This is a genomic window from Tepidimonas aquatica (genome assembly GCF_007556585.1).
Taxonomy (GTDB): domain Bacteria; phylum Pseudomonadota; class Gammaproteobacteria; order Burkholderiales; family Burkholderiaceae_C; genus Tepidimonas; species Tepidimonas aquatica.
Window position 1 is genome coordinate 45,593 of the sequence record NZ_VJNA01000009.1, and the last position, 18,370, is coordinate 63,962.

Consider the following 18,370-nt stretch of genomic DNA (forward strand, 5'->3'; position numbering starts at 1 on the left):
GCGGGGGCGTGGGTTCAGGCGTCGACCAGCACCACCAGTTCCTGGCCGGCGGCGACGGTGGCGCCTTCGCGGCACAGCACGCGGTGCACGCGGCCGGCGTGCGGCGCGGTGACGGCGAATTCCATCTTCATCGACTCGACCACCGCCAGCGTCTGGCCGGCGTCGACCACCGTTCCGGGGGCCGCCTCCACCTTCCAGACGCTGCCGGCGACGTGGCTGGTGACGACGCGCGCGCCCGGGGGCAGGTCCAGCTCGGTGTCGACGGCGACGTCGCGCAGCGCGGCGGCCTCCATCGGCGCATCCAGCCCGAGCGTGCGCCAGCGCTCGCGCTCGGCCTCGAAGGCGGCCTGCTGGCGCGCCTTGAAGGCCGCGATCGAGCCGGCGTGCTCGGCCAGGAACGCCCGGTAGGCGCGCAGGCTGAAGGTGGTCGGCTCGATGCGCGGCGTGTAGCGGCCGCTGGGCAGGTCGGCGCGCAGCGCCAGCAGCTCTTCCTCGCTGACCGGATGGAAGCGGATCTGGTCGAAGAAGCGCAGCAGCCACGGACGGCCGGGCTCGAAGGCGGTGGCGCCGTGGCGCGCGTCGCGCCAGCGGTTCCACACCTGCACCGTGCGGCCGACGAACTGGTAGCCGCCCGGGCCTTCCATCCCGTAGATGCACAGGTAGGCGCCACCGATGCCGACGGCGTTCTCCGGCGTCCAGGTGCGCGCCGGGTTGTACTTGGTGGTGACGAGCCGGTGGCGCGGGTCCAGCGGCGTGGCCACCGGCGCGCCGAGGTAGACGTCGCCGAGGCCGAGCACGAGGTAGCGGGCGTCGAAGACGATGCGGCGCACGTCCTCGATCGAGTCCAGCCCGTTGATGCGGCGGATGAACTCGAGGTTGGACGGGCACCACGGCGCGTCGCGGCGCACGGTCTGCATGTAGCGCTCGATGGCCAGCCGGGTGGCGGCGTCGTCCCACGACAGCGGCAGATGCACGATGCGGCTGGGCACCTCCCAGTCGTCGATGACGCCCAGCGCCGCGTCCAGCTCGGCCAGCTCGTCCAGCAGCCGCCGCCGCGGCAGGCGCGCGGGGTCGTAGTGCACCTGCAGCGAGCGGATGCCCGGCGTCAGATCGAGGATGCCGGGCAGCCCGGTGCGCTCGAGCGCCTCCATCAGCGCGTGCACGCGCAGCCGCAGCCCGATGTCGAGCACCTGCTCGCCGTACTCGACCAGCAGGTAGTCGTCGCCGGACTGGCGCACGGCCATGCCGACCGGATGCTGCGGCGGCTGGTGCTGCAGCAGGATCGGCGTGGCGAGCCGGGTGTCCTGGCGCGGCGCCGGCTTCGGCGACGTCGGGCCCGCCGGGGGCGGGGCGCCCAGCGTGGCGACGAAGGCATCCTGCGCCTGCTGCAGCGCGGCGGCCTCGTCGGCCGTCAGCGGCAAAAAGCGCACCGTGTCGCCGGGGTGCAGCTGGCCGAGCTTCCAGCGCTCGGCCTGCACCACCACCGCCGGGCAGACGAAGCCGCCCAGGCTCGGTCCGTCGGGGCCCAGGATCACCGGCATGTCGCCGGTGAAGTCGATGGCGCCGATGGCGTAGGCGTTGTCGTGGATGTTGGAGGGGTGCAGGCCGGCCTCGCCGCCGTCCGGCCGCGCCCACTGGGGCTTGGGGCCGACCAGGCGCACGCCGGTGCGGCTGGAGTTGTGGTGCACCTCCCAGTCGGTGGCGAACAGCATCTCGACGTCGGCGTCGGTGAAGAAGTCTGGTGCCCCGTGCGGGCCGTACAGCACGCCCAGCGTCCAGTGGCGGCCGTAGGCCGGTCGCTGGGCCGGCGGCACGCTGGCCGGCAATCCGTCCTCGTCCCGCGCCGGCGCCGGGCCGAGGTGCAGTACGTCGCCGCCGCGCAGGGCGCGGCCGGCGTGGCCGCCGAACTGGCCGAGCGTGAAGGTGGCGCGGCTGCCGAGGTACTCGGGCACGTCCAGCCCGCCGCGCACCGCCAGATAGGCACGCGCCCCGGGGCCGCGCACCGCGCCCAGGCGCAGCGTCGCGCCGGCCGGCACGGCGTGGCGGCTCCAGTTGGCCAGCGGCCGGCCGTCCAGCTCGGCGCCCATGTCGGCGCCGGCCAGGGCGATCACGCAGGCGCGGTGAAAACGCAGCGTCGGGCCGGTCAGCGTCATCTCCAGCGCCGCGCTGCCCTCGGGGTTGCCGGCCAGGCGGTTGGCCAGCCGCAGCGCCAGCGCGTCCATCGGGCCGGACGGCGGCACGCCGACCGCCCACAGGCCCAGTCGCCCCGGCCAGTCCTGCACGGTGGTCTGCAACCCCGGCTCCAGCACCTCGATGCCGTCCTGCGCGTGCGGCAGCGTGCGCAGCAGCCCCGTGGTGGCCGCGCCGGCGGCAAACGTCGCGTCGGCCAGGATGCGGCGCAGGTAGGCCACGTTGGTCTCGATGCCGGCGAGGCGCGTGGCGGCCAGCGCCGCGTCGAGCCGGCGCAGCGCCTCGGCGCGGTCGGCGCCGAGCGCGATGACCTTGCCGAGCATCGGGTCGTAGTGCGGCGGCACCTCGGTGCCGCGCTCGACCCAGGTCTCCACGCGCACGCCGTCGGGCCAGACGACCTCGGTCAGCACCCCGGCGCACGGCTGGAAGTCGCGCGCCGGGTCCTCGGCGTAGACGCGTGCCTGGATCGCGTGGCCGCGCGGCTGCGGCGTCCAGCCGGCCAGATCCAGCTCGCCGGCGGCCTCGCGCACCATCCACTCCACCAGGTCGATGCCGAGCACCTCCTCGGTGACGCCGTGCTCCACCTGCAGCCGGGTGTTGACCTCGAGGAAATAGAAGGCGCCGCTGTCGGCGTCGAGCACGAACTCCACCGTGCCGGCGCTGCGGTAGCCGACCGCGCGGCCCAGGCGCTCGGCCGCCTCCAGCAGCGCGCGGCGCTGCGCTGGCAGCAGCCCCGGGGCGGGGGTCTCCTCCAGCACCTTCTGGTGGCGGCGCTGCACCGAGCAGTCGCGCTCGCCCAGCGCGACGACGTGGCCGCGGCCGTCGCCGAAGATCTGCACCTCGATGTGACGTGCGCGCTCGACGTACTTCTCGAGGAAGATGCCGCCGTCGCGGAAGTTGCCGCGCGCCAGTCGCTGCACGGCATCGAACGCCTCGCGCAGCTCGTCCGGCGCGCGCACCAGCCGCATGCCGATGCCGCCGCCGCCGGTGCTCTTCAGCAGCACGGGGTAGCCGATGCGCGCGGCCTCGGCGAGCGCGTGCGTGGCGTCGGCCAGCAGGTCGGAGCCGGGCAGCAGCGGCACGCCGTGGGCCTGTGCCAGCTCGCGCGCGGTGTGCTTCAGGCCGAAGGCGCGCATCTGCTGCGGCGTCGGGCCGATGAAGGTCAGCCCCACGGCGGCGCACGCCTCGGCGAAGGCGGCGTTTTCCGACAGGAAGCCGTAGCCCGGGTGGATGGCCTGCGCGCCGGCGTCGCGCGCGGCCTTCAGGATGCGCTCGATGCGCAGGTAGCTCTGCGCCGCCGGCGCCGGGCCGATCGGCAGCGCTACGTCGGCCTGGCGCACGTGCAGGCTGTCGCGGTCGGCCTCGGAGTACACCGCCACGCTGCGGATGCCCATGCGGCGCAGCGTGCGGATGATGCGGCAGGCGATCGCGCCGCGGTTGGCGATCAGCACCGTGTCGAACATGCGCTCCTCGGGGCGGGCCGTCCCGCCGGCGTCGGGGTCGCGCTGCGGGCCGTCCCGCAGCGGGGTTGCAGGGGGCTCAGGTCGATGGGGCGTCCCAGATCAGCACGCGGATCGGGGTCGGGTTGTAGGCGTTGCAGGGGTTGTTGAGCTGCGGGCAGTTGGAGATCAGGCACAGCACGTCCATCTCGGCGCGCAGCTCCACGTACTTGCCCGGTGCCGAGACGCCGTCGGCGAAGGTCAGCCGCCCCTGCGGCGTGACCGGCACGTTCATGAAGAAGTTGATGTTGCTGGTGATGTCGCGCTTGGTCAGCGGTCCGGTGGTGCCGTCGCCGTCCCAGTGCGCCAGCGCCAGCAGGAAGCTGTCGCGGCAGGCGTGCATCGGTTTCTTGTCCAGGCTGTAGCGCACCGCGTTGCTCTCGCAGGCGCAGGCGCCGCCCAGCGTGTCGTGCCGGCCGCAGGTGTCGGCGGTGATGGTCAGCATCACGTTGCCCTCGCTGGAGATCAGCCGGCTGCCGGCGGTGAGGTACAGCGCCTGCTGCGCGCGCACGGTGTCGGCGGCGGAGTAGCGCTCCTGCGGGTCGTGCAGGTTGTAGAACAGCGTGTCGACGGCCTGGTTGCCCTCGAGGTCGACGATGCGCAGCGTCTGGCCGCGGCGCACCGGGTGGATCCAGTAGTCGCCGGCCTCGACGACGGCGTCGAAGACGGCCGTGGCGGGATCGAGCGGGCTTTCGACGAGTTGGAATGCGGTCATGGTTCAGGCTCCTGGGGGCGCGGTGGCCGCGCCGTCAGCGGAACAGGATCTCGGTCAGGTAGAAGCCGCGCTGGCTTTCCGGGCAGTGGTTGCGGCAGCGGTCGTCCGGCCCGGGCGGGTCGGCGCGCCAGGCGGTCAGCATCACGTCGCCGGGGGCGTAGTCGGGGCGCGGATCCAGCGGGTGCGGCGCGGCCGACAGCACCACCAGCACGTTCATCTCGAAGCGCAGGTCGACGCAGGCCCCGGCCTTGCCGTGGCCGAGGTCGAAGGTCAGGCGGCCTTCCTCGTCGGCCATCACGCGGCTGAAGAAGTTGACGTTGGGCACCAGGTCGCGCTTGCCCAGCCCCCACTTGCCGAGCTCGATCAGCAGGCCGTCGCGGCCGTTGCGGTGCATCGCGTTGCGGTGTGTCTGGTAGGTGGCCACGCCGTACTTGGCGCGCACCAGCGCGGCGTCGGCCACGCCGCAGACGGTGTCGTGCCAGCCGCTGGTGTCGCGCACGATCGAGCACAGCACCCGTCCCATGTCGGAGTAGCACACGTGCCCGGCGGTCAGGTACGCGGTGTGCTGCGCCTTGAGGGTGTCGGCCATGTTGTAGCGCTCGAGCTTCTCGTCGGCGTTGAAGAACAGGGCGGCCACGTTGGCGCGGCCGTCCAGGTCGGTCAGGCGCAGCGCGCTGCCGCGGCGCATCACGCCGGACCAGTGGCAGCCGCCGGGCAGGCGCTCCTCCCACAGGAAGCGCTCGGGGGGCAGGGGATGCAGGTGCTGGGCCATCGGGCAAACCTCGTCGTTGGGCGGTGGATCAGGGGCTGGTGGCCGGCTCGGCGGCGCCGTTGAGCCGCTCGAGCAGGCCCTGGTCGGTCTTCATGCCGGAGGTGGCGCGGATGCGCGCCAGGATCTCCTTCTTCAGCGCCAGGAACTCCGGCGCGTGCTTCATGTCCGGGTCGCGCTGCGCCGGCAGCGGCACCGGGTAGACGGTGTCGATGCGCCCCGGGCGGGGCGCCAGCACGACGACGCGGTCGGCCAGGTAGATCGCCTCCTCGACGTCGTGCGTGACGAACACGATGGTGGTGGCCTCGACGCGGTGCACGTGGCGGATCAGGTCGTGCATCACCTCGCGCGTCTGCGCATCCAGCGCGCCGAACGGCTCGTCCATCAGCAGGATGCGCGGGCGTCCCATCAGCGCGCGCGCGATGGCCACGCGCTGCTGCATGCCGCCGGAGAGCTGGTTCGGCCACGCGCGCGCCACGCCGGCCAGCCCCATCAGCGCCAGCAGCGCATCGGCGCGGCCGGAGGCGGCCTCCACGTCGGCCAGCGTGAGGTTCTCGCGCCCGTGGCGCAGGCGGCGGCTGAACTTGACGTTGTCCTCCACCGTCAGCCACGGGTACAGGCTGTAGTGCTGGAACACCATCGCGCGGTCGGCGCCCGGCCCGTGCACCGGCTGGCCGCCGACGTGGATGGTGCCCTCGTCGTGGGTCTCCAGGCCGGCCAGCACGCGCAGCAGCGTGGACTTGCCGCAGCCCGAGGCGCCCACCAGCGTGACGAACTCGTTGTGCGCCACGTCCAGGTCGATCGCGCGCAGCGCCTCGACACGCCGGGCGCCCTCGCCGAACCACTTGCCCAGCGCGCGGATCTCGATTTCGGCCGCCATGCTCAGCCCCTCAGGTACAGCCACGGGAAGGCGCGCCGGTGCGCCCAGCGGAACAGCTGGTCCATCACCAGCCCGATGGCGCCGATCAGCAGGATGCCGACGAAGATCTTGTCGGTCTGCAGGAAGCGCTGGGCCTTCAGGATGGCGTAGCCGAGCCCGGAGTTGGCCGCCACCAGCTCGGCCACCACCAGGTAGGTCCAGGCCCAGCCCATCGTCACGCGCAGCGTGTCCAGCAGCGCCGGCTTGGCCGCCGGCAGGATCACCCACTGGATGATCTCGCCGGTGCGCGCGCCCATGGTCTGCGCCGCCTCCACCTGCGCCATCGGCACGCGGCGCACGTCCTCGGCCATCATCAGCACCATCTGGAAGAAGGTGCCTATCCAGATGATGGCGATCTTGGACGCTTCGCCGATGCCGACCCACAGCATCACCAGCGGGATGAAGGCCACCGCCGGCATGTAGCGGATGAAGTCGGTCAGCGGCTCCAGCAGCGCCTGCACCGGGCGGAAGGTGCCGATCAGCAGCGCCAGCGGCAGCGCGATCACCGCCGACAGCACGAAGCCGGCACCGACGCGGTAGACGCTGATCAGCAGGTCGCCGAGCAGCCCATCCTCGCGCCACCAAGTCACCAGCCGCGCGGCCACGTCCAGCGGCGAGGGCAGGAACACGCGGTCGACCACCTGCAGCGCCGCCAGTGCCCACCACAGCGCCAGCGGCACCAGCAGGCCTAGGCTCGCGTACCACCAGTACGCGCGGCGGCCGATCGGGGCGCGCAGTCGCCAGGCGCTGCGGCGCCGGCCGGATGAAGGCATGGGTGCGCTCACTTGGCCCCCGCGACGTCACGCACCAGCGAGGCGTCCAGCCCCTTGGCCGGATCGACCTTGCCTTCCATCAGCTTGTTGTCCTGCAGGAAGCGCACGATGGTCGGCGCCACCGCCAGCAGCGAGGTCGGCTCGCTGGCCGGACCAAAGGCCTTCAGGTTGTCGGCCTGGTCGAAGAAGCGCGTGCCGGCCAGGAAGACCGCGTACTCCTTCGGGTCCATCTCGACCACCTTGGCCATGATCTGCGCCGCCTCGGCCGGGTTGGCGCGGATGAAGGCCTGCACGTCGTACCAGGCGCGTACCATGCCGATGAAGTCCTTGCGCTTGGCGGGGTCCTTCAGCGCCTTGTCGTGCGCCACCAGCAGGTCCGGGATCATGCCGGGCAGGTCCCTGGAGGTGAACAAGGCCTTACCTTTGCCGCTGGCCTCGATGCGCGCGATCCACGGGTTCCACACCACTGCGGCGTCCACGCGGCCGGCCATGAAGGCGGCGGCCGCATCGCCGGCGGCAAGGTTGACCACCTGCACGTCCTTCAGCGTCAGGCCGTGGCGGCTCAGCGCCACCGTCAGCAGGAAGTGCGAGACGCTGAACTCCTCCAGTGCGATCTTCTTGCCCTTCAGGTCGGCGAACGACTTGATGCGCGGGCCGACCATGATGGCGTCGTTGCCGGCCGAGTTGTCGTTGACCAGGATCGCCTTCAGCGGCACGCCCTTGGCCAGCGGCGCCATCGTGTCGCTCCACGTCTGCGAGTTGGCGTCGAGCTGGCCGGCCGACAGCGCGGCGATCGAGTCGGTGTAGTTGGCGAACCAGACCAGCTTGACATCGGCGCCGTGCTTCTTGAAGAAGCCCTTCTGCTCGGCGACGTACCAGGCCACCCAGCCGGGCCAGTCGGAAACCCCGACGCGGACGGTGGCCTGTGCGGCCAGGGGAGCGGTGAAGGCGGCGGCCGCAAGGGCCAGTGTCACGAAGGTGCGGCGTGCGAAGGTGGGCAGAGGCATGGCGGGCTCCTGGATGGGAAGGGCGCAGGGCGAACGTGTCGCTGCGACCTCCCGGGCTTTTGTCCCGCCGTGTAGCCCCGGCTGCACCCAGCCGCGGCCGACCGCTCTCGGACCAGGCACCGGCCGCCGGAACAGCGGCGCGATCGGAACCCTAGCGGTCTTGGGGCGTCGTCCGCCCCCGCGCATCATCGGTGCATGCAATCCCCATGCCAACTGTAGGCCCATGGGGTGCAGAGCCCGACCCGCCCGCGAAAGCCACGCGGAATCCTCCAAGGGGAGGCCGAAGCCTCGTCACGACTCAGGTGGTGATGATGCCTTCCCTGGCACGGAACATGTGCGGCTCTGGTGCATGCGCACCAAGGCCGGGCACACATCGGTCAGGCCCTCAACCGCACGCGCCCATGTGCCCGCAGGCGGTGCAGTGGTCGCAGCCATCGCGCCGGATGACGGCGCGCGCTCCGCACTCGGGGCATTTGCGCCCGGGCAGGGGTGCGGGCGTTGCGCCGATCGCGGCGGCCGCGCCGGGCGCATTCGGGGGAGTGGCCGGGCGCGCTTTGCGCTCGATGATCTGCTGGATCGCGTAGGCGATGGCGGCCACCTCCGAGTCGTGCCACAGGGGCACGCGGGCGCCGTCCTCGCGCACGCGCTCGCCCAGGCGCACCGGGCCGCGGTCCCACACCACTTTGCGCATGTCGGCCAGCGCCCGCTCCAGGAAGCCCCCGCGCGCCGCCAGCGACAGCAGCCGCATGCTGGCCGAGATCCACTGTTGCGACTCGCCGCTTTGGCCCACCGGCATGAAGAACTCGATGGCCCGGCTGCGCGGGGTGCCATCGGCCTGCGTCACCGGCAGGAACGACACCACCAGATACAGCGTCTTGGGGCCCTCGGCGGTCCAGTATTCGACTTTTTCGGCCACGGCCTCCAGCGCGCCGCGCGGACGTTTCTCGATCACCGCGCGCATCGGGTCGGTCGCCGTGGTCGCCGGTGCCGTCGCGGCGGGTTCTCCAGAGGTGCTCAGCACGGCGCCGACGATGGCGTTGGGCCGGTAGGTGGTCAGCCCCTTGAGGCCGGCGCGCCAGGCGTGCAGATACAGGTCGCGAAACGCCTCGTAGGGGCAGTCGGCCGGGACGTTGACGGTCTTGGAAATGGCCGAGTCGATGTAGGGCTGCACCGCCTCCATCATCGCCACATGGTCGGTGGGCGCGATCTCCAAGGCGCTGACGAAGGCCTCGGTCAAGGGGGTCTGCGGTCCATGCAGCGCCCGGTACAGACGCCAGGCGTGGTCCTGCACCTCGTAGACGCGCACGCTGCCGTCGGCCTCGCGCTTGCGGCGCGTGTAGGTCCACGCGAAGGCCGGCTCGACGCCGTTGGAGGCGTTGTCGGCGAACGCCAGGCTGACGGTGCCGGTGGGCGCGATCGACAGCAGGTGGCTGTTGCGCAGGCCATGGGCGCGGATGGCCGCCTTCAATTCGTCGGGCAAGCGGCTGGCGAAGGTGCCTTCGGCCAGCACGGCATCGGCGTCGAACAGGGGGTAGGCCCCTTTTTCGCGCGCCAGCGCCACCGAGGCGCGGTAGGCCGCGTCGCGCATCGTTCGGGCGATGCGGCTGGCCATCGCGCGGCCTTCGTCACGGTCATAGCGCAGCCCGAGCATGATCAGCGCATCGCCCAGCCCGGTGAAGCCGACGCCGATGCGGCGCTTGGCGCGCGCCTCGGCCTGCTGCTGCGGCAGCGGCCAGTGCGTCACGTCCAGCACATTGTCCAGCAGCCGCACCTGCACCGCCACCGCTTGCGCAAAAGTGTCGAAGTCGAACCGAGCCGCCCCACCGTGCCCGAACGGATGGCGCACGAAGCGCGGCAGAATCAGGGGCCCCAGGCAGCAACAGCCGTAGGCGGGCAGGGGTTGCTCGCCGCAGGGATTGGTCGCCTCGATGTGCTCGACCGCACGCAAGTTGTTGTCGCGCTGGATGGTGTCGAGGAACAGAACGCCCGGCTCGGCAAAGTCGTAGGCCGAGCGCATGACGGTGTCCCACAGCTCGCGCGCCGGCAGGCGGCGGTACACCCACAGGCCATCGGCCTTTCGCGCCGCCCCGGCGGCTTTGAGTTCGTCGGACGGCTCGGCGCGGTGCACCAGCTCCCACTCGGCGTCGGCCTGCACGGCCTGGATGAAGGCATCCGGCACCGCGACCGAGACGTTGAAGTTGTTCCACCGACCCGGCGTGCGTTTGGCGGTGATGAAGTCGAGCACGTCGGGGTGGTCGATGCGCAACACCGCCATCTGCGCGCCGCGGCGGGCGCCGGCGCTTTCCACCGTTGCGCACGACTGGTCGAACACGTTGATGTAGCTGCACGGGCCGCTGGCGGTGGAGGCGGTGCCGCGCACCCGCGCCCCGCGCGGGCGAATGCGCGAGAAGTCGTACCCCACACCGCCGCCGCGGCGCATGGTCTCGGCAGCCTCGCGCAGCGCCTCGTAAATGCCGGGGTAGCCGTCGTCGTCCATGCCCTGGATGCAGTCGCCCACGGGCTGCACGAAGCAGTTGATGAGGGTGGCCTGGATGCCGGTGCCGGCGGCGCTCATGATGCGTCCGGCGCCAACCGCCCCCTGCGCCAGATGCTGACGAAAGCGCGCTGCCCACTGCGCCTGCTGCTCGGGAGCTTCGGGGGTGGCCAGGGCGTGCGCCACGCGGTCGAGCAGATCGTCCAGTCCCCGTTCGCCGGGCTTGAGGTATTTCTCCCGCAGCACGTCCTGGCTGATGGGCTGGGGCGGCAGCGGCGGCGTGGGGTCGGGGGGCAGACAGCGGTCCATGGCGATCGGGCGAGGTGCCGGTTGACGACAGGCCCTATTGGACACCCGCCGGCACGATCTGGCCACGCCGGCGCATCCTTCCGTTGGCCTATTCCCAACGGTCGATGCCGGCGGCGCCCGGCCCCCTCACCCGCTCACTTGAGCCAGCCGCGCTTGCGGAAGTACAGCATTGGCCCCACGGCGCTGGCCACCATCAGCGCCAGCGCGAACGGGTAGCCCAGGCGCCACTCCAGCTCGGGCATGTACTGAAAGTTCATGCCGTAGATGCTGGCGATCAGCGTGGGCGGCAGCAGCGCCACGCTGGCCACTGAGAAGATCTTGATGATCTTGTTCTGGTTGATGTTGATGAAGCCGATCGTGGCATCCATCAGGAAGTTGATCTTGTCGAACAAGAACGACGTGTGACCCTCGAGCGAGTCGATGTCGCGCAGGATCTGGCGTGCGTCTTCGAACTGCTCGGCGCTGAGCAGCCGCATGCGCATCAAAAAGCTGATGGCGCGGCGCGTGTCCATCATGTCGCGCCGAATGCGGCCGGAGAGGTCCTCGTGGCGGGCGATGGCCGACAGCACCTGCTGCGCGCTGTCGTCGGTCAGTTGGCCCGACAGCACCTGCGCGCTGATCGATTCCAGCTCGTCGTGCACGCCCTCCAGGATGTCGGCGCAGTACTCGACGTCGGTGTCGTACAGCGCCAGCAGCACGTCCTTGGCGTCGTCGATGAGGCCGGGCATGCGCCGCGCGCGCAGCCGCAACAGGCGAAACACCGGCAGGTCCTCGTCGTGGATGGAAAACAGCACCCCGTGGCTTTTGAGGTCCGGATTGCGGTCGTTCAGAATGAAGGCCACCCGCACATGGCGCGGGCCATCGTCGTCGTCGATGAGGAAGTCCGAGCGCACGTGCAGCTCGCCGTTGTCTTCCTCAAAGAAGCGCGCCGACTCCTCGATGTCGTCGTCCATCGCGTCTTCGGGGATGGACAGGCCGAAGTGCTGCCGTACCCAGCGGCGCTCCTCGGAGGTGGGCGACTCCATGTCGACCCAGATCGGTTGAAAGCGGGCCAGATCCTCCAGGGATTCGATTTCTTCCTGGAACAGGCGGCCGTTGACGAGCGTGAAGACGTTGAGCATGGCGGCGCGGGACGGGTCGGTGTTGGGGAGGGCAAGCGCTTGCGGCGGTGCGCACCCCACCCACACACGCAAGGCCGCGCCACGTGGGCGCCGTCAGCCGTCGCGCCGCAGGCCGGGCGCCGGCACCGCAAGCACGCGACTAGGGCTGCTTTCCACGGTGGGCTCCAAGGCTACGGTGAAGCCTGCATTATGGCACTTCGGCGGCCGGTTGGGGACGGTCGGCCAGCAGCGCGCGCAGCGCGGCGGCGTGCGCCTGGGCGTCGGCTTCGCCCAGGCGCATCAGGGCGTGCACGAAGGGCGGCTCGAACAGCAGGTAGCTGGCCAGCGCGGCGGCGCTGCCCGCGCTGCCGCGGCGCGTGTCCAGCGCCCCCAGGCCGGCCAGCGTGTCGCGGGTGGCGCGCGGCAGCGCGTGCGCGTGTTGCAGCGCCAGCTCGTCCAGCGACGCGCTGGGTTGGATGGCCAGCACATCCACCGGGCGGTAGGGCAACGCCTGCGCCACGGCGGGGGGCAGCGCGCGCAACGCCCGGCTGACGCGCTGGGCCTGCTCCACGTCGGCCTGCAGCGTGTCGTGGAACACGCTGGCCAGGGCGTGGCCGGCGATGGTGCCGGCGCTGGGCTCGCCGCCGGCGGCGCTGCTGCGGCCCAGCGCGGCCCGTTGCGGCTGGCCGACGCCAATGACCAGGATGCGGTCGGCACCGGCGTGGATGGCCGCCGACAGCGGCGAGAGCTGGCGCATCGAGCCGTCGCCGAAATACTCCTTGTGGTCATCGACCCACAGCGGCACGGCGGGGAACAGAAACGGGATGGCGGCCGAGGCCATCAGGTGCTCGAGGCCGATGACGGCCGGCTCGGCGCGCCGCCCCGGGCGGCGCCAGGGCGGCAGCGCGCCGTCGCGGACCTGAAAAAACGTCCAATGCTCGCCCGTGGTGTAGCTGGAGGCTGTCACGCCCAGCGCGAACAGCACGCCGTTGTCGATGGCCGCGGCCAGCCGCGGCAGGTCGATGGCGCGGTGCAGCGTGTCCACCAGCGGCAGGCTGTCCAGCAGCGCGCGGTGGCGGCGGACCTGGCGCATCAACGTCAGCCCGGCGCTGAGCAGGTTCGGACGGCCCAGGCGCAGCGCCTGCAAGCGGTACACCTGCTCGGAGCGCAGCCGGCTCCAAAACGACGCCAGCCGGTCCAGCGCGTGCAAGCCTTCGTCGGCGCAACTGGCCACGAAGGTGGCGTTGAGCGCGCCGGCCGAGGTGCCCACCAGCACGTCGAACGGCAGCCGTGGGCCCGGCAGCAGGCGCGCCAGCGCGCGCAGCACCCCCACTTGGTAGGCGGTGCGCGCACCGCCGCCCATCAGCACCAGCGCCCGCCGCCCCGGGGGTGGGGGGGCATCGGCGGGCAAGGCGGTGGCAAGCAAGGTGTCCAGGGCCATGGGGCTTGGCGGGTCGATTCGATTCAGTATCGATGTGGCGTGGGCGCGGCGGCCATCGGGACTATCCCGGGGCCGGGTTGGGCGCGGCGGGGCGCTTGTCACGACGCCGTCAAACGGGCATAGTAAGGGTGTGGGGTCAGCCGCACGGGCTGCCGCCCCACAAGGCGAACCCGGTCGGTCGGCGGCCGGGTCCAGTCCATTGAGGCAACGATAGGAGGCCCCGTCATGAACCTGACCATCAGCGGACACCACCTCGAAGTCACGCCTGCGCTGCGCAGCTACGTCACGTCCAAGCTGGAGCGCATCTCCCGCCACTTCGATCAGGTGGTGGATATCCGTGTCCTGTTGTCGGTGGACAAGATCAAGGACAAGGATCACCGCCAGAAGGCCGAATGCAACATCCACGTCAAGGGCAAGGAGATTTACGCCGAGAGTACGCACGCCGACCTGTACGCGGCGGTGGACGAGCTGGCCGACAAGCTCGACCGCCAAGTGCTGCGCTACAAAGACAAGGTGCAGGAGCACCACCACCTGCCGATGAAGCGGGAGGTGGCCTAAGGCCCAGCATGGCGGCGTGTTGCTGCGCCGCAACAAACCGCCTGCCGCTGCAGGCGGTTTGTCGTTGCCAGTGTGGGCAAAATGCAACGCGGCGGCGTATCATCCGCGGTCTGCGCCCAAGGTGAAGTTTCCATGAACCGTTTGTCCGCCATCCTACCCCCGGAGCATGTGCTCGTGGCCGTCGATGCCACCAGCAAAAAGCGCGCGTTCGAGGAAGCCGGTTTGCTGTTCGAGTCGCTGCACGGTCTCAACCGCGCGCTCATCACCGACAGCCTGTTTGCGCGCGAGCGCCTGGGCTCGACCGGCTTGGGGCATGGGGTGGCCATCCCGCATGGCCGCATCAAGGGGCTCAAGCAGCCGATGGCGGCGGTGTTTCGGCTGGCGCAACCCATCGGCTTCGATGCGCCGGACGAGCAGCCCGTCAGCCTGTTGATTTTCCTGCTGGTGCCCGAGGCGGCCACGCAAAAGCATTTGGAAATCCTGTCTGAGATCGCCGAGTTGCTCAGCGACGCGTCGCTGCGCGAGCAGCTCAAGGCCGCCGACAACCCGGCCACGCTGCACGGGTTGATCGCCAGCTGGCAGTCGGCGCACGCGCCGGCTTGATGCACCGGCCGTCCCCGGCGGGACGGCCAGGCGTCGTACCGTTGCCTACCCCTTGGGCTGCCCATGAAACCCCGCGCCATCAGTGCCGATGTGCTGTTTGAGCGCCACCGCGAAACGCTCAAGTGGCAGTGGGTGGCGGGTCAAAGCGCCAGCGAGCGGCGCTTTGACGACAAGGCGGTGGCCGAGGCCCGCTCCGGCGCCGACTTGGTGGGCTACCTCAACTACATCCACCCGTATCGCGCCCAGGTGCTGGGCGCGCGCGAGGTGGCGTACCTGCTCAACGCCACCGAGGAAGACTGCCGCCGCCGGGTGGCGCGCATCGTGACGCTGGAGCCGCCGCTGCTGGTGGTGGCCGACGACCAGCCGCCGCCGACGGAGCTGGTGGCGATGTGCGAGCGCGCCCACATTCCGTTGTTTGCCACCGCGGCGTCGGCGGCGTTCGTCATCGACGTGCTGCGCGCGCACCTGTCGCGCTACTTTGCTGAGCGCACCACGATGCACGGGGTGTTCATGGATATCCTGGGGCTGGGGGTGTTGATCACCGGCGAGTCGGGGCTGGGCAAAAGCGAGCTGGGGCTGGAGCTGATTTCGCGCGGGCACGGGCTGGTGGCCGACGATGCGGTGGACCTGTACCGCGTCAACCAAACCACCATCGAGGGCCGCTGCCCGGAGCTGCTGCAAAACCTGCTGGAGGTACGCGGCATCGGGCTGCTGGACATCAAAGCCATCTTTGGCGAGACGGCGGTGCGGCGCAAGATGCGGCTGCGCCTGATCGTGCACCTGGTGCGGCTGGCCACGCTGGAGCGCGACTACGAGCGGCTGCCGGGCGAGCCGCTGCACCAGGACGTGCTGGGCGTGGCGATCCGCAAGACCGTCATCCCCGTGGTGGCGGGGCGCAACATGGCGGTGCTGGTGGAAGCCGCCGTGCGCAACACCGTGCTGCAGCTGCGCGGCATCGACACGTACCAGGAATTCGTGCAGCGCCAGCGCGCCGCGATGTTGCGCGACGACGGTTGAGCCGAGCCACGCTGGCTGGGGTCAGCCGCCGCGCCGACCTGCGGACCGGGTGCGGTGTGGGCAATCGGCACGGGTGCAGTGCGCGTACAGCGACAGCGCGTGTTCCTGCAGCGCAAAGCCACGCTCCTGCGCGATGATCTGCTGGCGCCGCTCGATTTCGGGGTCGTAAAACTCTTCGACGCGGCCGCAGTCCAGGCACACCAGGTGGTCATGGTGCTGGCCTTCGTTGAGCTCGTAGACGGCCTTGCCCGACTCGAAGTTGCTGCGCACCAGGATGCCGGCCTGCTCGAACTGCGTCAGCACCCGGTACACGGTGGCCAGCCCGATGTCGGACTGCTCCTCCAGCAGGGCTTTGAAGACATCCTCGGCGGTCATGTGACGCTGGCGGCCCGACTGGAAAATCTCCAGGATCTTGAGCCGCGGCAGCGTGGCCTTGAGCCCGGTGCTCTTGAGTTCTTCGAGGCTGGTCATCGCGTGTGGGCAGGGTCGCAAAAAGGAGCGGCGCCACGCCGCATGGGCACGCCACTACAATGGGCCTGATGATATAACCTGGTGCGCTGTTTGTGCGCGCCGTGCGGGTTTTGCCATGCCACCGATCGCTTACCTTCGCCGTCGTCTTGTCGTCCCCGCTGCGCTGGGCTTGGCCGCCCTTGGGCTGGCGGGGTGTTCGTCGATGGACGGCCTCAGCCAGCGCCTGTCGACCCTGGGTGGGGTCATCACGCCGTACCGCATCGATATCCTGCAGGGCAACGTCGTGGTGCGCGAGCAGGTCGAGGCGTTGCAGCCCGGCATGTCCCGCCAGCAGGTGCAGGCCATCCTGGGCACGCCGCTGGTGGCCAGCATTTTCCACGCCGACCGCTGGGACTACGTGTTCACCTACCAGCGCCAGGGCCAGCCGGTGCAGCGCCGCGTGGTGACGGTGTGGTTCGAAGGCGACCGTATGGTGCGTGTGCAGACCGACGGCGAGCTGCCGACCGAGCGGGAATTTGTTGCCTCGCTGCAGGTGCGCCGGCCCAGCGGCGAAGCGCCACCGCTGCAGGCCAGCGACGAGCAGCTGCAAGCCGCGCAGGCCGCAGGCCCCAAGGCGCCAGCGGCTGATGCTCCCGCCGCCAACCCGGCCACGCCGCCCGCGGCGGCGAGTTACCCGCCGCTGGAAGCGCGCTGAACGCCGCCCCGACAACCACCCGATGCCGACGACGATGACCACTCCTTACGCGATTGCCATCGCAGGTGCCAGCGGCCGCATGGGCCGCATGCTGATCGAAGCGGTGCTGGGCGCCGAGGACTGTACGCTCAGCGCCGCACTGGACCGCCCCGACAGCCCCGCCTTGGGGCAGGATGCCGCTGCTTTTTTGGGGCGCACCAGCGGTGTAACGATCGGCGCCGATGTCGAGACCGCGCTGCGCGCAAGCCGCTTCCTGATCGACTTCACGCGCCCACAGGGGACGCTGGTGCACCTGCAGGCGTGTGTGCGCCACGGGGTGGCGATGGTGATTGGCACCACCGGCTTTGACGACGCGCAAAAGGCCGCCATCGAGGCCGCGGCGCAGCACATCCCGATCGTGCTGGCGCCCAACATGAGCGTGGGCGTCAACGTCACGCTCAAGCTGCTGGAGTTGGCGGCGCAGGCATTGCGCGACGGCTACGACATCGAAATCGTCGAGGCCCACCACCGCCACAAGGTCGACGCCCCCAGCGGCACCGCGCTGAAGATGGGCGAGGTCATCGCGGCGGCGCAGGGGCGCCGGCTGCAGGACTGCGCGGTGTACGAGCGCGTGGGCCACACGGGCGAGCGGCCGGCCGGCGCCATCGGCTTTGCCACGGTGCGCGGCGGCGACGTGGTGGGCGACCACACGGTGATGTTTTTGGGCAGCGGCGAGCGCATCGAAATCACGCACAAGTCCAGCAGCCGCGCCACCTACGCCCAGGGCAGCCTGCGCGCGGTGCGCTTTTTGGCCACGCGCCGCGCCGGCCTGTACGACATGTTCGACGTGCTGGGGTTGCGCTGAAAGCGGCCGCACCCCGGCGAGCAGCCGTTTGGCACAACACGAGGAGGCAAGCACGATGACGATCCAAACCCGCACCATCGACTACACGCACGACGGCGTCACCTTCGAAGGCCTGCTGGCGTGGGACGACACCGCCAGTGGACCGCGGCCGGCGGTGGCGGTGGCGCATGCCTGGGCCGGGCGCAGCGCGTTCGAAGACGGCAAGGCCCGCGCACTGGCCGAAGCCGGCTACGTCGGCTTTGCGATGGACGTGTACGGCAAGGGCAAACGCGGCAGTAACAACGAAGAAAACGCGGCGCTGATGACGCCACTGGTGCAAAACCGCCCACTGCTGCAGGCGCGGCTGGGCGCGGCGTTGGCGACGCTGGCGCAGCAGCCCGAGGTCGACGCGCAGCGCCTGGCGGCCATCGGTTTTTGCTTTGGTGGCTTGAGCGTGCTGGACATGGCGCGCTGCGGCCTGCCGCTGCGTGGGGTGGTGAGCTTTCATGGCCTGTTCACGCCGCCGGGCAACACCGCCGGTCGCCGCATCGACGCCAAGGTGCTGGCGCTGCACGGGTGGGACGACCCCATGGCCAAGCCTGAGGCGGTGCTGGCGTTTGCGCAGGAAATGACCGCCGCCGGCGCCGACTGGCAGTTGCACGCCTACGGCGGCACGATGCATGCCTTCACCAACCCGCAAGCCAATGACCCTGGCTTTGGCACCGTCTACAGCGCCCGTGCCGACGCGCGCTCGTGGCAGGCGATGCGCAACTTTTTGGCCGAGGTGCTGGCGTGAGGCCCGACTGTTCCGGGGGGGGCTGGCATTTTGCTCGGTTGACCTGGTCAAAAAGCCAGGATGACCTGGTGGCCGGTGGTGACGCCCGTATGGTTCGGCCAGGTGCCGACCGTGGCGCCTCTTTTGACTGCGCTGGCGTGAGCAGCGCGCGCAGCACGCCCGCGCCCCGTGGCGGCCGATACAATCCCTGCG

Annotated in this window: 16 protein-coding genes and 1 riboswitch; of the genes, 6 read left to right on the plus strand and 10 right to left on the minus strand. The window is 70.7% G+C overall.

All coding sequences use genetic code 11. The features are described 5' to 3' along the window. Positions 1-14 precede the first annotated feature (14 nt). The 9 genes from uca to Taqua_RS04860 form a co-directional block, all read right to left on the minus strand. Positions 15-3,653 carry an urea carboxylase gene (gene uca / locus Taqua_RS04820; protein ID WP_144325235.1) on the minus strand — a complete coding sequence of 1,213 codons (3,639 nt, stop codon included), beginning with the start codon at positions 3,651-3,653 and terminating at the stop codon, positions 15-17. A gap of 76 nt (positions 3,654-3,729) precedes the next feature. Further along, positions 3,730-4,404: an urea amidolyase associated protein UAAP2 gene (locus tag Taqua_RS04825; protein WP_144325237.1), complete on the minus strand. Its 675-nt coding sequence runs from the start codon at positions 4,402-4,404 to the stop codon at positions 3,730-3,732. Between the two features lie 34 nt (positions 4,405-4,438). Continuing rightward, the gene (locus Taqua_RS04830) at positions 4,439-5,176 is read right to left on the minus strand and encodes an urea amidolyase associated protein UAAP1 (protein WP_144325239.1); all 738 of its coding nucleotides are present in this window, start codon (positions 5,174-5,176) and stop codon (positions 4,439-4,441) included. Between the two features lie 28 nt (positions 5,177-5,204). Next, positions 5,205-6,053, minus strand: coding sequence for an ABC transporter ATP-binding protein (locus tag Taqua_RS04835; protein ID WP_144325241.1), 849 nt, complete (start codon positions 6,051-6,053; stop codon positions 5,205-5,207). A gap of 2 nt (positions 6,054-6,055) precedes the next feature. Beyond that, complete coding sequence (locus tag Taqua_RS04840; RefSeq protein WP_144325243.1) at positions 6,056-6,865, minus strand: ABC transporter permease; 810 nt, start codon at positions 6,863-6,865, stop codon at positions 6,056-6,058. Positions 6,866-6,873: 8 nt separating this feature from the next. Beyond that, positions 6,874-7,872 carry an ABC transporter substrate-binding protein gene (locus Taqua_RS04845; protein ID WP_144325245.1) on the minus strand — a complete coding sequence of 333 codons (999 nt, stop codon included), beginning with the start codon at positions 7,870-7,872 and terminating at the stop codon, positions 6,874-6,876. Between the two features lie 46 nt (positions 7,873-7,918). Continuing rightward, positions 7,919-8,038: riboswitch (guanidine-I (ykkC/yxkD leader) on the minus strand. Between the two features lie 219 nt (positions 8,039-8,257). Then, on the minus strand, positions 8,258-10,675 hold the full coding sequence (locus Taqua_RS04850; RefSeq protein ID WP_144325247.1) for an adenosylcobalamin-dependent ribonucleoside-diphosphate reductase: 2,418 nt from the start codon (positions 10,673-10,675) through the stop codon (positions 8,258-8,260). A 134-nt stretch (positions 10,676-10,809) separates the two neighbouring features. Beyond that, positions 10,810-11,796 (minus strand): magnesium/cobalt transporter CorA, encoded by a 987-nt coding sequence (gene corA / locus Taqua_RS04855; RefSeq protein WP_144325249.1) that lies wholly within the window; start codon positions 11,794-11,796, stop codon positions 10,810-10,812. A gap of 187 nt (positions 11,797-11,983) precedes the next feature. Beyond that, positions 11,984-13,216 (minus strand): patatin-like phospholipase family protein, encoded by a 1,233-nt coding sequence (locus Taqua_RS04860; protein ID WP_144325251.1) that lies wholly within the window; start codon positions 13,214-13,216, stop codon positions 11,984-11,986. Between the two features lie 225 nt (positions 13,217-13,441). Here Taqua_RS04860 and hpf point away from each other — a divergent pair, with 225 nt between their 5' ends. The 3 genes from hpf to hprK all read left to right on the plus strand — a co-directional run bounded on the left by hpf (position 13,442) and on the right by hprK (position 15,394). Then, positions 13,442-13,774 (plus strand): ribosome hibernation-promoting factor, HPF/YfiA family, encoded by a 333-nt coding sequence (hpf, locus tag Taqua_RS04865; RefSeq protein WP_132962154.1) that lies wholly within the window; start codon positions 13,442-13,444, stop codon positions 13,772-13,774. Between the two features lie 132 nt (positions 13,775-13,906). After that, positions 13,907-14,377, plus strand: coding sequence for a PTS sugar transporter subunit IIA (locus tag Taqua_RS04870; protein WP_132962155.1), 471 nt, complete (start codon positions 13,907-13,909; stop codon positions 14,375-14,377). 63 nt (positions 14,378-14,440) lie between these two features. Continuing rightward, positions 14,441-15,394, plus strand: coding sequence for an HPr(Ser) kinase/phosphatase (gene hprK / locus Taqua_RS04875; protein ID WP_144325253.1), 954 nt, complete (start codon positions 14,441-14,443; stop codon positions 15,392-15,394). Between the two features lie 21 nt (positions 15,395-15,415). Here hprK and fur read toward each other — a convergent pair whose 3' ends face one another. Beyond that, positions 15,416-15,865, minus strand: coding sequence for a ferric iron uptake transcriptional regulator (fur, locus tag Taqua_RS04880; protein WP_144325255.1), 450 nt, complete (start codon positions 15,863-15,865; stop codon positions 15,416-15,418). A 115-nt stretch (positions 15,866-15,980) separates the two neighbouring features. On the opposite strand from fur, the gene Taqua_RS04885 reads away from it, so the two are divergent. From Taqua_RS04885 to Taqua_RS04895, 3 genes are read left to right on the plus strand one after another with little or no spacing between them, the layout of a single operon-like run. Beyond that, positions 15,981-16,559, plus strand: coding sequence for an outer membrane protein assembly factor BamE (locus tag Taqua_RS04885; protein ID WP_144325257.1), 579 nt, complete (start codon positions 15,981-15,983; stop codon positions 16,557-16,559). A gap of 34 nt (positions 16,560-16,593) precedes the next feature. Beyond that, on the plus strand, positions 16,594-17,403 hold the full coding sequence (gene dapB, locus Taqua_RS04890) for a 4-hydroxy-tetrahydrodipicolinate reductase (protein ID WP_425472582.1): 810 nt from the start codon (positions 16,594-16,596) through the stop codon (positions 17,401-17,403). Positions 17,404-17,458: 55 nt separating this feature from the next. Then, the gene (locus Taqua_RS04895) at positions 17,459-18,178 is read left to right on the plus strand and encodes a dienelactone hydrolase family protein (protein WP_144325261.1); all 720 of its coding nucleotides are present in this window, start codon (positions 17,459-17,461) and stop codon (positions 18,176-18,178) included. The last annotated feature ends 192 nt before the right edge of the window (positions 18,179-18,370 follow it).